General features: G+C 66.2%; 14 protein-coding genes. 6 read left to right on the forward strand and 8 right to left on the reverse strand.

The features are described 5' to 3' along the window. Nucleotides 1-155 precede the first annotated feature (155 nt). Nucleotides 156-239: a hypothetical protein gene (locus tag AC3WJD_RS02885; RefSeq protein ID WP_492744576.1), complete on the forward strand. Its 84-nt coding sequence runs from the start codon at nt 156-158 to the stop codon at nt 237-239. A gap of 100 nt (nt 240-339) precedes the next feature. Here AC3WJD_RS02885 and AC3WJD_RS02890 read toward each other — a convergent pair whose 3' ends face one another. From AC3WJD_RS02890 to AC3WJD_RS02910, 5 genes are read right to left on the reverse strand one after another with little or no spacing between them, the layout of a single operon-like run. Then, complete coding sequence (locus AC3WJD_RS02890; protein ID WP_492744353.1) at nt 340-576, reverse strand: ribbon-helix-helix domain-containing protein; 237 nt, start codon at nt 574-576, stop codon at nt 340-342. Continuing rightward, on the reverse strand, nt 573-1,295 hold the full coding sequence (gene phbB / locus AC3WJD_RS02895; RefSeq protein WP_492744355.1) for an acetoacetyl-CoA reductase: 723 nt from the start codon (nt 1,293-1,295) through the stop codon (nt 573-575). The genes AC3WJD_RS02890 and phbB overlap by 4 nt, the downstream gene beginning before the upstream one ends. 41 nt (nt 1,296-1,336) lie before the next feature. Further along, the gene (gene hemH / locus AC3WJD_RS02900) at nt 1,337-2,344 is read right to left on the reverse strand and encodes a ferrochelatase (RefSeq protein WP_492744357.1); all 1,008 of its coding nucleotides are present in this window, start codon (nt 2,342-2,344) and stop codon (nt 1,337-1,339) included. Next, nucleotides 2,344-4,671 carry a xanthine dehydrogenase family protein molybdopterin-binding subunit gene (locus AC3WJD_RS02905; protein ID WP_492744359.1) on the reverse strand — a complete coding sequence of 776 codons (2,328 nt, stop codon included), beginning with the start codon at nt 4,669-4,671 and terminating at the stop codon, nt 2,344-2,346. The genes hemH and AC3WJD_RS02905 overlap by 1 nt, the downstream gene beginning before the upstream one ends. 48 nt (nt 4,672-4,719) lie before the next feature. After that, nucleotides 4,720-6,429, reverse strand: a complete 1,710-nt coding sequence (locus AC3WJD_RS02910; protein WP_492744361.1) for a class I adenylate-forming enzyme family protein — start codon at nt 6,427-6,429, stop codon at nt 4,720-4,722. Nucleotides 6,430-6,501: 72 nt separating this feature from the next. Here AC3WJD_RS02910 and lgt point away from each other — a divergent pair, with 72 nt between their 5' ends. The 5 genes from lgt to AC3WJD_RS02935 all read left to right on the forward strand — a co-directional run bounded on the left by lgt (nt 6,502) and on the right by AC3WJD_RS02935 (nt 11,941). Continuing rightward, on the forward strand, nt 6,502-7,371 hold the full coding sequence (lgt, locus tag AC3WJD_RS02915) for a prolipoprotein diacylglyceryl transferase (protein ID WP_492744363.1): 870 nt from the start codon (nt 6,502-6,504) through the stop codon (nt 7,369-7,371). A 52-nt stretch (nt 7,372-7,423) separates the two neighbouring features. Beyond that, nucleotides 7,424-8,413, forward strand: a complete 990-nt coding sequence (locus tag AC3WJD_RS02920) for a class I SAM-dependent methyltransferase (protein WP_492744365.1) — start codon at nt 7,424-7,426, stop codon at nt 8,411-8,413. Between the two features lie 119 nt (nt 8,414-8,532). Next, nucleotides 8,533-9,300, forward strand: a complete 768-nt coding sequence (gene pgeF, locus AC3WJD_RS02925) for a peptidoglycan editing factor PgeF (protein ID WP_492744367.1) — start codon at nt 8,533-8,535, stop codon at nt 9,298-9,300. 164 nt (nt 9,301-9,464) lie between these two features. Beyond that, complete coding sequence (locus AC3WJD_RS02930) at nt 9,465-10,490, forward strand: methyltransferase (protein WP_492744369.1); 1,026 nt, start codon at nt 9,465-9,467, stop codon at nt 10,488-10,490. 140 nt (nt 10,491-10,630) lie between these two features. Next, nucleotides 10,631-11,941 (forward strand): cystathionine gamma-synthase family protein, encoded by a 1,311-nt coding sequence (locus AC3WJD_RS02935; RefSeq protein WP_492744371.1) that lies wholly within the window; start codon nt 10,631-10,633, stop codon nt 11,939-11,941. A gap of 57 nt (nt 11,942-11,998) precedes the next feature. Here AC3WJD_RS02935 and AC3WJD_RS02940 read toward each other — a convergent pair whose 3' ends face one another. From AC3WJD_RS02940 to AC3WJD_RS02950, 3 genes are all read right to left on the reverse strand, one after another. Beyond that, nucleotides 11,999-12,751 (reverse strand): class I SAM-dependent methyltransferase, encoded by a 753-nt coding sequence (locus tag AC3WJD_RS02940; protein ID WP_492744373.1) that lies wholly within the window; start codon nt 12,749-12,751, stop codon nt 11,999-12,001. 97 nt (nt 12,752-12,848) lie between these two features. After that, a complete protein-coding gene (locus AC3WJD_RS02945; protein ID WP_492744375.1) occupies nt 12,849-13,286 on the reverse strand; it encodes an acyl-CoA thioesterase in 438 nt (145 codons plus the stop codon). After that, entirely contained in the window at nt 13,286-14,491 is a 1,206-nt protein-coding gene (locus AC3WJD_RS02950) for an LL-diaminopimelate aminotransferase (protein WP_492744377.1), read from the reverse strand. The genes AC3WJD_RS02945 and AC3WJD_RS02950 overlap by 1 nt, the downstream gene beginning before the upstream one ends. Between the last annotated feature and the right edge of the window lie 109 nt (nt 14,492-14,600).

Consider the following 14,600-nt stretch of genomic DNA (forward strand, 5'->3'; position numbering starts at 1 on the left):
CTCGACGAAACGCCCCATCTGCGCCCCCCATCATCGCAATGGAGATTAGCACATCAGCACGTTTTTACACAGTCTGGACCCATTGCAGACTTTTCCTTCAAGCCCTCTCCCGCCCTTTGCGGGAGAGGGTTGGGTGAGGGTCTCGCAGCTATCGCGTGCTTCGGTTCTGGAACACCGAGGTCATCGAGAGCTTTGAAGGCGTCCTCGAGACCATTGTCGCCGCGCTCCGTCAGAGTTGAATTGAAGAAGCAGAAGAAGACCCTCACCCAACCCTCTCCCGCAAGGGCGGGAGAGGGCTCAAGTGAACGACTACTCAGCACCCCAATCGAACATCGGAATCTACCCCCGCTGCGCGAACAGCCAGAGGCGGATCGCGCTTGCCAGATTGGGGGGATCTTCGGCGGCGATGCGTTCGACGTCGATGCGCGCAATCAATGCGTTGACGGGGAGTTCGAGCCGGCCCGCCTCCTGGCGCAATGCGTCCCAGAAGGCGGGTTCGAGGCTGATCGAGGTCTGGTGCCCCGCGATGGTGACCGATCGCTTGACCGGCCCGGCAAACAGCGCGGCCTTGCTCAATACATGTGCTGCCCGCCGTTGATCGACAGCGTCGATCCGGTAATGAAGCCGCCTTCGTCGCAGCAGAGAAACGCGACGCCGCGCGCTATTTCATCGGCATGGCCGAGGCGGCCGACGGGGATCTTGGCGACGATCTTGCTCAGCACGTCGGCGGGAACCGCCGCGACCATGTCGGTGTCGATATAGCCCGGTGCGATCGCATTGACCGTCACGCCGAACTTCGCGCCTTCCTGTGCGAGCGCCTTGGTGAAGCCGTGGATGCCCGACTTGGCCGCGGCATAGTTGACCTGGCCGTACTGCCCGGCCTGCCCGTTGATCGAGCCGATATTGACGATGCGTCCCCAGCCGCGCTCGCGCATGCCCGGGAAGGTCGCCTTTGCCATGTTGAAGCAGCCGCCCAGATTGGTATCGATCACTTCCTTCCACGCCTCGAAGCTCATCTTGAGCAGCGTGCCGTCGCGCGTGATGCCCGCATTGTTGACGACGACGTCGACGGGGCCGAGTTCGGCCTCGACCGTCTTGACACCGTCGAGACACGCCTGATGGTCGGCGACGTCCCATTTATACGCCTTGATCCCCGTGCGCTCGGTGAATTCGCGCGCGCGATCGTCATTGCCCGCATAGGTCGCAGCGACGTTCATGCCCAAGTCCCTGAGTGCGAGGCTGATCGCCTCTCCGATGCCGCGGGTTCCGCCGGTGACGATCGCTGTTCTGGCCATGGCATTCGCTCTCCCAGTTGGTAGTCTTCTGTGTGACGAACCTATGCGGCCTCGATCCAGCCCGCAAGCTCGCGCACCAGCAAGTGGCGCAGCATTATTACGGATTCGGGACTGGCGTTGAGGCACGGCAGACAGGCGAAGTGTGTCCCGCCCGCCCCGAGGAACGTCTCGCGGCCACGGATCGCGAGTTCCTCCAGCGTCTCGAGGCAGTCGGCGGAGAAGCCGGGGGCGACGATCGCGACTCTCTTCACGCCCCGGCCCGGCAGTGCGGCGAGCGTCGCATCGGTCGCGGGCTCGAGCCATCTGGCGCGGCCGAAACGCGACTGGAAGGTTATCTCAAGCGGCCGGCCGAGCGCCTCGCCGAGCAGCCGCGCGGTCTTGTGGCAATGGCAATGATAGGGATCGCCCAGGTGCAGCGTGCGCTCGGGCATGCCGTGAAAGCTGGCGATGAGCGTATCGGGCGCGAAGTCGAGCGCGGCGAGGCTCGCCTCGACCGAGGCCTTCAATGCCGCGATATAGGCGGGATCGTCATGATAGGGCGGGAGCGTGCGTAGCGCGGGCTGCCAGCGCATTTGCCCAAGCGCATCGAAGGCGCGGTCATTGGCGGTCGCGGTCGTCGCGCTGCAATATTGCGGATAGAGCGGCGCGATCAGGATGCGTTCGCATCCCGCGGCCTTCATCGCGGCGAGCCGGTCGGCGATCGCGGGATTGCCGTAGCGCATCGCCCAGTCGACGGTGACGTCGGGGCCGAAGGCGCCCTGCAGCGCATCGCTCTGCGCACGCGTGAAGACCGCGAGCGGGGAGCCGTCGGGGCGCCAGACCTGGCTGTAGGCATGCGCCGATTTCTTCGGCCGCGTGGTCAGGATGATCCCCCGCAATATCGGCTGCCAGACGAGCTGCGGGATCTCGACCACGCGCGGGTCGGACAGGAATTCCCTGAGATAGCGGCGCACCGCCGCAGGGTTGGGCGCATCGGGGGTGCCGAGATTGACGAGCAGCACGCCGATGCGCGGGGCGCGTACGGTGGCGTGGTCGGCGGGGCGCTCCATCACACCGCGCCCGGCACGAGCGGGAGCGAGCGCAGCCGCTGGCCGCTCGCGGCGGCGATCGCGTTGGCGACCGCGGGCGCGATCGGCGGCACCGCGATCTCGCTCACCCCGCCCGAGGGTGCCTGGCTGCGCACCAGCTCGATCCCGATCGCGGGCGAATTGGCGAGCACGGGGAATTCGAGCTGCGCGAAATTACGCTGAGCGATCAGGCCGTCGCTGATGTCGATCGGTGCGCCCGTGGCTGCTGCGATGCCGTAGATTATGCCGCCCTCGATCTGCTGGCGGACGAGATCGGGATTGATGACGCGACCGCAATCGACCACCGCGATCACGCGGTCGACCACCACCTTCTGGTTGCCGTCGACATGCGCCTCGGCAAGCAGCGCGACATGGCTGCCCGCCATCGAATGGCAGGCGATACCCTGTCCGCTGCCCTGCACCCCGCCTTCCCAGCCGCCGAGCGCGGCGACGGTGGCGAGGCAATGCGCGAGCCGGGGGTTGCTGCCGAGCAGCTGCATGCGGAAGGAGAGCGGCTCGATCCCCGAGGCAAGAGCGAGCTCGTCGATGAAGCATTCGGTGAAGAACGCGGTGTAGCTGTGCGCGCCCGAGCGCCAATGGCCCGTGGGCACGCCGATCTCGACGGGATGATGGTCGATCGCGAAGGCGGGAATGCCATAGGGCGGGAGTGCGCCCGCGACCGCATTGGCATCGGCCGAATCGGGATCGGGGATGAAGCTGCGCGCGGCTTCGCTGTCGTCGAACATGCGATGCGCCTGTTCGAGTGCGGTCGAGGGCGCCGCGATCTTGGCGAGCCAGCCCTGGATCATCCCCGTCGGCCCCAGTTTCGCGCTCATCCGCGCAAAGGCGGGCGGGCGAAAGCGGTCATGCATCAGATCCTCGGCGCGCGACCAGGTCAGCTGGACCGGCCGGTTCATCTTCGCGGCGAGGATCGCGACCTGCCCCGCAATATCATTCTCGAGCCGGTGGCCGAAGCCACCGCCGCCCAGCACGCTGTGCACGACCACGTCGTTCTCCGACATGCCGAGCGCGCGCGCGGCCCCGGCGCGCGCCAGCGCGGGGGTCTGCGACGCGATCCAGAGCTCGAGCGTCCCGCGCCTGAGCCTTGCGGTGGCGGACATCGTCTCCATCGGCGCATGCGGTGCGAGCCCGACCGAATAGTCGGCGGTATGGATGGTCTGGCCGCGATAGACCGAGGTCAGGTCGCCCTGCTTCGCGATGCGGACGCCGTCGCCGTCCATCGCCTTTTGCAGCGCCTCGGTGATGCGCGCGGTCGAGGGCGCCGCAGCGGTGCGTTCGAAGCGCGGCTTCATCGCGTCGAGCGCGCGGTTGGCGGCCCACCAGTTGGTCGCGACCGCGGCGACCCAGTGCGGCGTGTCAACGACGCCGAGCACGCCGGGCTGCACCTCGGCGGCCTTGCGATCATAGCCGAGCAGCCGTGCCTCGCCGATCGGTCCCTGGCGGATCGCGGCATAGGCCATTTCGGGGAGGCGGACATCGGCGGCGAAGGTCGCTGTGCCGTCGATCTTTGAAGGCAGGTCGAGCCGTGGCAGCGAGCGCGCGACCAGCCGGTTCTCGCGCCCCGTGCGCAGCGGCACGGGATCGGGCACCTTGAAGTCGAGCGCCTCCTCGGTCAACTCGCCGAAGCGCAGCCGCTCCTCGCCGCGCACGACGAAGCCCTCGGCGGTGTCGCAGGCGAGCCAGTCGGCTTCCCAGCGCCGTGCCGCGGCCTTGCAGAGCAGCACGCGCGCGGCCGCACCCGCCTCGCGCAGCGGCTGCTCGAAGGCGCGCACCGAGCTCGAAAAGCCGGTGACCATCATTGCCTCGCGCGTCGCGAATTCCTGCACCGTCCAGCGCGCGACGCCAGCAAAGGGACGGGCAACCTCACCCTCCACCGCATTTCCGGCGAGCAGGCGGTTGGCATAGACGGGACTGATCGGCGCGGCCTCGACCGCGATCGTGCGCCAGTCGGCGCCCAGCTCGTCCGCCAGGATCTGGGGCAGCGCGGTCCAGGATCCCTGCCCGAACTCGCCCTGCGGCACTGCGACTGTCACGCGGCCATCGGTGCCGATCTTGAGAAAGGCGTTGAAGATCGTTTCGCCGGGATTGGCGACGAGATTGGGGGGATAACTGCGTGGCCAAACCGCCCAGCCGATCAGCAGCCCCGCACCGACGCCGCCCCCAACCAGAATCTGCCTGCGGCTAAGCCCCCCGCCGCGTGCCTTCAGCTCATCCCATAGCGCCATATGTGCCTGATAGGGTGGCGCGCGCCCTTGGGGAAGGGGGCGATCATGCTGCCCCTCCACCATTCAGCTTCGCTGAATGGCCCTCCCCGAGCAAGCTCGGGGAGGAATCTTTCAGTCCACCGCCTCGAACTGCGCGAGCGCGCGGTATTTGGCGCGCAAGGACACCTTGTCGATCTTTTCGGTGCCAAGCCGCGGCAGCGGCTCAGGGACGAACCAGACGCGGCAGGGCAGCTTGAACGCGGCGAGGCGTTCGCCGAGGAATTCGAGCAGCTGCGCGATCTCGAGCGCCTCGCCCTTGTTGAGATGGACGACCGCGCCGGGCACCTCGCCGAAACGCTCGTCGGGCAGTCCGAACACAGCGCTCTCGGCGACCGCGGGATGTTCGTAGATCGCCGCCTCCACCTCCTGGCACGAGATGTTCTCGCCGCCGCGGATGATGATGTCCTTCTTGCGATCGACGATGAAGAGATAGCCATCCTCGTCGAGATAGCCGATGTCGCCGCTGCGGAAATAGCCGTCGGAGGTCATGCACGCGCGCGTCGCTTCCTCGTTGTTCCAATAGCCGAGGAAATTGGCGATCGAGCGGATCGAGACCTCGCCACGCTCGCCCTGCGGCACGGGCTTGCCCGCATCGTCGAGGATCGCGAGGTCGACCAGCGGCTTGGAAGCGGGGCCCGTGCTGTTGGGCTTGGCGAGATAGTTCTCGTTCAGATTGCCGCAGCCGACCGCGTTGGTCTCGGTCAGGCCGTAGCCGAGAATGGGCTTGCTGCCCCCCATCTCGTCGTTGAGGCGCTTGACATGCTCGGGCGGGCGCGGCGCGCCGCCCGCGGCGAAATGCGCGACCGTGGAGAGATCATATTTGCTGCGATTGGGGTGCATCATGATCTCGTAGCTCATCAGCGGGACGCCGACGAAATAGGTCGCCTTTTCGCGCTCCATCAGCCGCATCGCTTCCTCGGCATCCCATTTGGGCATGAGCACGAGCTTGCGACCCATCGCAAAGCTCTGGAGCATCACCGGGATTTCGGCGGTGACATGGAAGAGGGGCACATTGAGCAAGGTGCAGGGCTGGATCGTTGGCGCCATCCCCTCCTCGGTCGCGAGCTGGAGCATCGCGAGCGTGTTGGCGAGATAGCTGAAAATGCCCTGGACGACGCCGCGATGATCCGAATAGGCGCCTTTTGACTGGCCCGTCGATCCCGAGGTGAAGAGGATGGTGGCGAGGTCATCGCCGGTGAGCTGGGGCAGCGGGGTGTCCTCGCTGCCCCCCTTTGCGACGATCGGAGCGATCGCCTGCGCAATCGGGAGTGCGACGTCGAGCCCGACGACGCTCGCACCATGTTCGGGGTGCTCGGTCAGCCGCTGGACGCGCGCGGCGTCGGCGATCACGAGCTGCGTGCCGGTGTCGCGGATGCCGTCCGCGAGTTCGTTGCTCTGCCACCAGCCGTTGAGCAGCGTCGCGACGCCACCCGCCATCAGCACGCCCATATAGCTGACGATCCACGCCGGCGCGTTGCGCATCGCGATGCCGACGCGGTCGCCACGCTTGACGCCATAGCCCTCGACCAGCGCGGCGGCGACCTGCTTCGCGGCGGCATAGGTCTGCGCAAAGCTCAGCCGCTCCTCGCCCGCGACGAGGAAGGTCGCGTCGCCATGCTGCGCGCAGAAATGCGCGAAATAATAGCTGAGCGCCGGCGGCGCCGCCGCGATCATCGGGAGGTCTATCCCGTAGCGTTCGATCGTGGTGAGCGGCAGCGGGCCGCCGGGGCCCGTAACCTTGGCGATCGCCTCGTCGATACGTCGATCGAGCGCGGATGGCATGGGGGTGCTCTCCTCTCTTGGTCTTGTCTGTTTCCGCCTATATGAAGGCCCAAATCATCAGGGGTAAAGAGCTTGTTTCTCACCTTTTCGGCTGCCGCTACGGCATACACGCATTTCGACAGCCTCGGGCTATCGCCGATCGCGCTCGACCTCGGTTTCTTCAAGATACGCTGGTATTCGCTGGCTTATATCACGGGAATCATCCTCGGCTGGTGGTATCTGCTCAAGCTGATCGCGCAGCCCGGCGCGCCGATGGCGCGGCGCCATGCCGACGACATGGTGTTCTACGCGACGCTCGGCATCATCCTGGGCGGGCGCATCGCCTATGTGCTCTTCTACCAGCCGTCGATCCTCGCCAACCCGATCAACGTGCTCAAGCTGTGGGAGGGTGGCATGTCCTTCCATGGCGGCGCGATCGGCGTGTCGCTCGCGATCCTCTACCTCGCGCGCAAGAACGGGCTCAACTGGCTCCGCATCCACGACTATATCGCGTGCTGCGTGCCCTTCGGGCTGTTGTTCGGCCGGCTCGCCAATTTCGTGAACGGCGAGCTCTGGGGCCGCGTCACCGATGTGTCCTGGGCGATCATCTTCCCCGGGACGGGCGACCTTGAACCGCGCCATCCCAGTCAGCTCTATGAAGCCGGGCTCGAAGGCGTGGTGCTCTTCGCGGTGCTTTGGTTCATGTTCTGGAAGACGCAGGCGCGCTACGAGCCGGGCAAGCTCGTCGGCACCTTCCTGCTCGGCTATGGCCTGTCGCGCTTCACCGTCGAGTTCTTCCGCCAGCCCGACGCGCAGCTGCTCGAATTCGCCGAGCGGACGGGCATGAGCATGGGCCAGTGGCTGACGGTCCCGATGATCGTCGGCGGCATCTACCTGATCGCGACCGCGAAGAAGCGCCGCCAGCGCGTCGAGGCGGTGTCGGGAGGGCAGAGCGTCGCCTGAAGCAAGCACCCTTACCCAAAGGCTGGCGCGCGCCATCGATCAGGGCGGACCGATGCCCGTCTCGCACTTCATGGCGCAGGCCAACGCGCATTATTATGCGACGCGCGATCCGCTCGGCGTCGCGGGCGACTTCACCACCGCGCCCGAGATCAGCCAGATGTTCGGCGAGCTGGTCGGACTATGGCTGGCCGACCTCTGGCTGCGCGCGGAGGCACCCCGCGACGTGCATTATGTCGAGCTCGGCCCCGGGCGCGGGACGCTCGCCGCCGATGCGCTGCGCGCGATGCGCGCCGCGCGGCTCGACCCAGCGGTGCATCTTGTCGAGACCAGCCCCGCGCTGCGCGCCAAACAGGCCGAGCGGCTGGCCCACGCGCACTGGCACGACAGCATCGATACGTTGCCCGAATCGGGTCCGCTGCTGATCGTAGCCAATGAGTTCTTCGACGCGCTGCCGATGCGCCAGATCGTCAGGACCGGCGACGGCTGGCGCGAGCGCGTGGTGCTGCGCGAAGGCGACGGCTTTGTCGCGTCGCCGGGGCCGTTGCCGATGGATGCCGCGGTGCCCGAGGCGCTGTGGGGCGCAGCCGAAGGCGCGATCTTCGAATCCTCGCCCGCATCGACCGCGATCGCGGCCGACATCGCGGCGCGTATCGCCGATCAGGGCGGGGCCGCGATCCTGATCGACTATGGCTATGCGGGGCCCGCGATCGGCGACACGCTCCAGGCGGTGAAGGGCCACGAATATGCCGATCCCTTCGGCGATCCCGGCGAGCGCGACCTGACCGCGCATGTCGATTTCGCGGCGCTGGCCGAGGAAGGGCGCGGTGCCGGCCTGCGCGTCTTCGGTCCCGCGCCGCAGGGCGACTGGCTGATGGCGCTCGGCCTCGTCGCGCGCGCCGCCGCGCTTTCCAAGGCCGCACCCGAGCGCGCCGAAGAGATCGCCACGGCGCGCGACCGGCTGGCCAACCCTGCGCAGATGGGGCAGTTGTTCAAGGCGCTGGCGCTCGTCGCGCCCGACTGGCCCAGGCCCGAGGGGTTTTAGACCAACCCTTTTCCGTCATCCCAGCGAAAGCTGGGATCCATGGAATGGCTGGAAGCGACGGCGCGGCTTCAATATTGCTTGGATTCCAGCTTTCGCTGGGATGACATTGGGAGTTTTTGGTGAAGCCAGTCGAAGTGATCCGCGCCGAGGCGCTGGGCGATGTGCCGCATGGCTTTCTCGGCCGGCGCGGCGGGGTCTCGACGGGGATCCATGCGGGGCTGAATGTCGGGTTGGGCAGCGGTGACGACCGCGAGGCGATCGTCGAGAACCGGTGCCGCGCCGCCGATGCGGTGCTGGCAGACGCGACACTCGTCACGCTCTATCAGGTCCACAGCCCCGATGTCGTGACCGTGACCGCGCCCTTTGCCGAGGATCAGCGCCCGCACGCCGACGCGCTCGTCACCGACCGGCCCGGGCTGCTGCTCGGCATCCTTACCGCCGATTGCGTGCCCGTGCTTTTCGCGGACAAGGAAGCGGGCGTGGTCGGTGCGGCGCATGCGGGGTGGAAGGGCGCGATCAAGGGCGTGTCCGACAACACGATCGACGCGATGGAGGCATTGGGCGCCGATCGCAGCCGCATCACCGCCGCGATCGGCCCGTGCATCGCGCGCGCGTCATATGAGGTGAGCGACGATTTCTTCTGGACCTTCGCCGCGGTCGATCCCGAGAACGAACGCTTCTTCAGCGCCGGCCGGCCCGGGCACCAGCAGTTCGACATCGAGGCCTATGTCGCCGCACGGCTCGCCGCGACGGGGATCGCGCGGGTCGAGGTACTCGGTCTCGACACCTATGCGGACGAGGACCGCTTCTTCAGCTATCGCCGCGCCTGCCATCGCGGCGAGCCCGGCTATGGCCGGCAGATCTCGCTGATCGGGCTCACAGCCTAGCCCATGGGGCCGGATACGGGGCGAAATACTACTTTTGCACCGCGGCGTTCGGCTCACGAACAGGGGTGAAAACGCGCCGAATGCTGTAAGCCTGCCGCGCCAATTCACGCGGCGCTTACGGCAAGGCTCGCTGGTTGCTCCGCATGGTTGCTTGGGGAGAGGCTATGCATTCCGATATTTCGCCGGACCATGTTCTCCAGACCGGCATGGGCTTCTGGGCATCCAAGACGCTGCTGAGCGCGGTTGAGCTGGGCCTGTTCACCGAACTGGCGAAGGGCGCCAGCACGGGGGCGGAGCTTGAGCGGAGCCTTGGGCTGCACCCGCGCGCGACCTATGATTTCCTCGACGCGCTGGTCGCACTGGGTTTGCTCGACCGCGCGGGCGACGGGCCGGAGGGGCGCTATGCCAACACCCCGGCGACCGCCAAATTCCTCGACAGGGAGAGCCCTACCTATATCGGCGGCATCCTCGAGATGTCCAACGCGCGGCTTTACCGCTTCTGGGCGGACCTCACGCCCGCGCTGAAGACGGGCCAGCCACAGAACGAGATCAAGCAGTCGGGCAAGCCGATGTTCGACGAGCTCTATGCCGACCCGGCACGGCTCGAGCAGTTCATGGATGCGATGACCGGCGTGTCGATGGCCAATTTCGACGCCTTCGCGCAGAAGTTCGATTTCGCGCGCTACGCCACGCTCGCGGATATCGGGGGTGCTACGGGGCAGCTGTCGCGCTTCGTCGCGCGGCATCATCCGCATATGGCGTGCGCGTCCTACGACCTGCCCGTGGTGAAGCCGATCGCCGAGCGCCGCATCGCCGAGGCGGGCCTTGACGGCCGCGTCACGACGGGCGCGATCGACTTCTTCAAGGACGAGTTCCCCAAGGCCGATGTCATCACCATGGGATTGATCCTCCACGACTGGAATCTCGCAAACAAGAAGATGCTGATCGCCAAGGCGTACCGGGCGCTGCCGCCGGGCGGCGCGTTCGTGGCGATCGAGAACATCATCGATGACGAGCGGCGGCAGAACGCCTTCGGGCTTCTCATGTCGCTCAACATGCTGATCGAGTTCGGCGAGGCCTTTGATTTTACCGGCGCCGATTTCAAGCAATGGTGTCTTGAGGCGGGCTTTTCACGGTGCGAGATACTGCCGCTGACCGGCCCCGCAAGCGCAGCAATCGCGTATAAGTAACCGCCGCGAGAGGGGCGGTGTCGCGCGCGGATGGTGCCCGAAACGCGCCGCGTTGCACGGCAATCGTCATCGCGCGATGGATTGTCGGAACGCGTCTCGATATGGTGTAGTCATATTACTCGTTTCGGAAAGATTGTTACATGCCCCAGAAGCCCGATGAAGCTGACCTGACCGGCACTACGCCCCGCCGCCGGCCCAAGCCCGACGTGATCGAGATCGGCGGCAAGAAGCTGAAACCCTCGACGCTGATGATGGGGCACGGCTTCGACCCCGCGCTCTCCGAAGGCGCATTGAAGCCGCCGATCTTCCTCACCTCGACCTTCGTCTTCGAGAATGCGGCCGCGGGCAAGCGCCACTTCGAGGGCGTCACGGGCAAGCGCCCCGGCGGCGCCGAGGGGCTGGTCTATTCGCGCTTCAACGGCCCCAACCAGGAGATCGTCGAGGACCGGCTGGGCGTGTGGGAGGATGCCGAGGAGGCGCTGACCTTCTCGTCGGGCATGTCCGCGATCGCGACGGTGCTGCTGACCTTCGTCAAGCCCGGCGACGTCATCGTCCATTCGGCGCCGCTCTATGCTGCGACCGAGACGCTGATCGGCCGCATCCTCGGCAAGTTCGGCGTGACCTGGCTCGACTTCCCGGCGGGCGCGACCAGGGAAGAGATCGAGGCGGTGGTCGAGAAGGCCAAGGCACAGGGCAATGTCGCGATGATCTATCTCGAAAGCCCCGCCAACCCGACCAACGTGCTTGTCGACGTGCAGGCGGTGAGCGCGGTGCGCGACGCGATGTTCGATGGCGCCAAGCCGCCGATCGTGATCGATAACACCTTCCTCGGGCCGCTCTGGCACCGTCCGCTCGAGCACGGCGCGGATATCGTCATCTACTCGCTCACCAAATATGCGGGCGGGCACAGCGATCTCGTCGCGGGCGGCGCGCTCGGCTCGATGACGCACATGACGATGGTGCGCGCGATGCGCAACACGATCGGCACGATCCTCGATCCGCACAGCGCGTGGATGCTGCTCCGCAGCCTCGAGACGCTCGAACTGAGGATGGAACGCGCCGGCCAGAATGCGGAGAAGATCTGCACCTGGCTCAAGGACCATCCCAAGGTGGAAAAGGTCGTCTATCTGGGCTTCCCCGAAAACGAGCGGCAGGCCGATATCTACAACCGTCATTGCAGCGGCGCGGGTTCGACCTTCTCGCTCTATCTCAAGGGCGGCGAGGCCGAGGCGTTCCGCTTCCTCGATAGCCTCAAGATCGCCAAGCTCGCGGTCAGCCTCGGCGGCACCGAGACGCTGGCGAGCCACCCCGCGGCGATGACGCACCTGTCGGTTCCCGACGAGCGCAAGAAGGCGCTCGCGATCGGTGACAATATGGTGCGGATCTCGATCGGGGTGGAGGATGCCGACGACCTGATCGCCGACTTCGAGCAGGCGCTGGCAGCGATCTGACGGCAATCGGCCCTCTCCCTCAGGGGGAATGCGAGGGAGAGGGCCAGCCGGGTGGGCTCAGCCCGGCTTCCTGAAGCGGTACATGATGCGGTCGGTCTTGGCGCGGACGGCGGGGTCGAAGACGCTCTTCGCATGATCGTCGGTCGCGACGCGCAGCGCGTCGCTCTCGCCGTCGAAGACGAAACCGGCGCGCTTGAAATCGGCCTTCACCGTTTCGGGATCGATGCGGTGAAGCTTTTCGACCACCATACGCGTGTCGCCCGCGGGGCCGACATGGTCGACAACGACGACGGTGCCGCCGGGTTTCATGCCCTTGTAGAGCTCGGCGAGGATTCTGTCGGGCTCGACGCGCGGGAATTTGTACTCGGCGCTTTCCCAGTACATGTCGTGATAGACGAGGTTGAGCAGCGCCACGTCATAGGCATTGGCGGACTCGGCATATTGATCCATCGGCGGCGCCGAGACCTTGATGTTGCCATTGGCCGCATGGAGCGCGCGCCACACCGAAGCCGAGCGCGGATCCTCGTAGAAATTCTTTGGCTCGAAGGCGGTGACCTGCCCCTTGGGGCCAACCGCGCGCGCAAGGATCTGTGTGAAGTATCCCTGGCCCGCGAAGAAATCGAGCGCCTTCTGGCCGGGCTTCACGCCCATGAAATCGAGTATTTCGGCGGGTTTTCGGCTTTCGTCGAGTTCGGCCATCTTGGCCGGCCGTCCCTCGGGCGCGACTGCGGCGGCATAGTCGGCTGGCGCGGCCGTGAGCGGCGAGGCGCAGAGCAGTGGCAGGACGGCGAAGGCGATCAGCGCACGCATGGCGGCATTCCCCTTGCAGCTGGTCAGACAGCAAGACTGCCACCTGCCCCAACGGGGTCAACCGCCTTCGTCGACGCGATTCGCGCTTCGGTCGAACTCAGGCGCTGGCGAGTGCCCCGGCATGCGCCGCGAAGCCCGCGCGGACACAATCGGGAATCGCCTGCGAGCGCCCCGTTTCCAGATCGACATGAACATGGATCAGCTCGATCCGCGCGCGCAGATCGTCGCTGCCCGGTCCGTGCAGCTCGATCTGCGTCGTCATGCTCGAATTGCCGAAGCGGCTGATCCACGCCCGCGCCTCAACCTGTTCGTCGGCGCGCAGCGGTTTTCTGAAGTCCACCACCGCGCGCGCGACGTGGAACTCCAGCGCATCCTCGTCCGAAAAGGGCATCCCCACCGCGCGCCAGAATTCGGTGATCACCAGATCGGCATATTCGAGATAGCGCGAATTGAAGACCACAGCCTGCGGATCGAGCTCGGCATAGCGAACGCGAAAACGGTAGGTGAAAGGGAGGGCGCTGGAGTTCTGAAGCATCACCCAGCCTTTGCGGGCGTGTTGACCCCCATCGACTGGAGATATTTCTTCACGTTGCGCGCTGCCTGGCGGATGCGCTGCTCGTTTTCGACCATCGCGATCCGGACAAAACCCTCGCCGTCCTCGCCATAGCCGACGCCCGGCGCGACCGCGACGCCCGCATGGGTGAGGAGCTGCTTGGAGAATTCGAGGCTGCCGAGATGCGCGAGCGCGGGGGGCAGCGGCGCCCAGGCGAACATCGAGGCGCGCGGGGGCGGAATCTCCCAACCCGCGCGGCCGAAGCTCTCCACCAGCACGTCGCGGCGATGCTTGTAGAGCTGGCGGTTCTTCTCGACGATGTCCTGCGGCCCGTTGATCGCGGCGCATGCCGCGGCCTGGATCGGCGTGAAGGCGCCATAATCGAGATAGGATTTCACGCGGCTGAGTGCTGCGATCAGCGTCTTGTTGCCCACCGCGAAGCCCATGCGCCAGCCCGCCATCGAATAGGTCTTGGACATCGAGGTGAACTCGACCGCGACATCCTTGGCGCCGGGCACCTGCAGGATCGAGGGGGTCGGGCAATCATCGAAATAGATCTCCGAATAGGCGAGGTCCGACAGGACCCAGAGCCCGTGCTCCTTGGCGAAGGCGACGACGCGTTCGTAAAAGGCGAGGTCGACGACCTCGGCGGTCGGGTTGGACGGATAGCCCATCACCAGCACCTTGGGCTGGGGCACGGTGAACTTCACCGCGCGCTCCAATGCCTCGAAATAGCGTTCGTCGGGCGTCGTCGGCACCGAACGAATCGACGCCCCCGCGATGATGAAGCCGAAGGTATGGATCGGATAGCTGGGGTTGGGCGCGAGCACGACATCGCCCGGCGCGGTGATCGCCTGCGCGAGGTTGGCGAGCCCTTCCTTGGAGCCCATCGTCACGACGACCTCGGTCTCGGGATCGACATCGACCCCGAAGCGGCGGCCGTAATAGCCCGCCTGCGCGCGGCGTAGCCCCGGAATGCCCTTGGACTGCGAATAGCCGTGCGCATCGGGCTTGCGCGCCACTTCGCACAGCTTTTCAATGACATGGTCGGGCGGCGGTAGATCGGGGTTGCCCATGCCCAGATCAATGATGTCCTCGCCCGCCGCACGCGCCGCTGCCCGCATCGCGTTGACTTCGGCGATGACATAGGGAGGCAGGCGTTTGATGCGGTAGAAGTCTTCAGTCATTGATCTTTCCTCTTGTGGGTGCACCTATGATGCCGCGGCCGGCATCGCTATGATGCGAAAGCCGCTATATCCTTTGGGAAGCGGCCATGCCAGCGAAGAGAGGCGTAGC

The organism is Sphingobium sp. FW306-1B-F04DB (assembly GCF_058781925.1).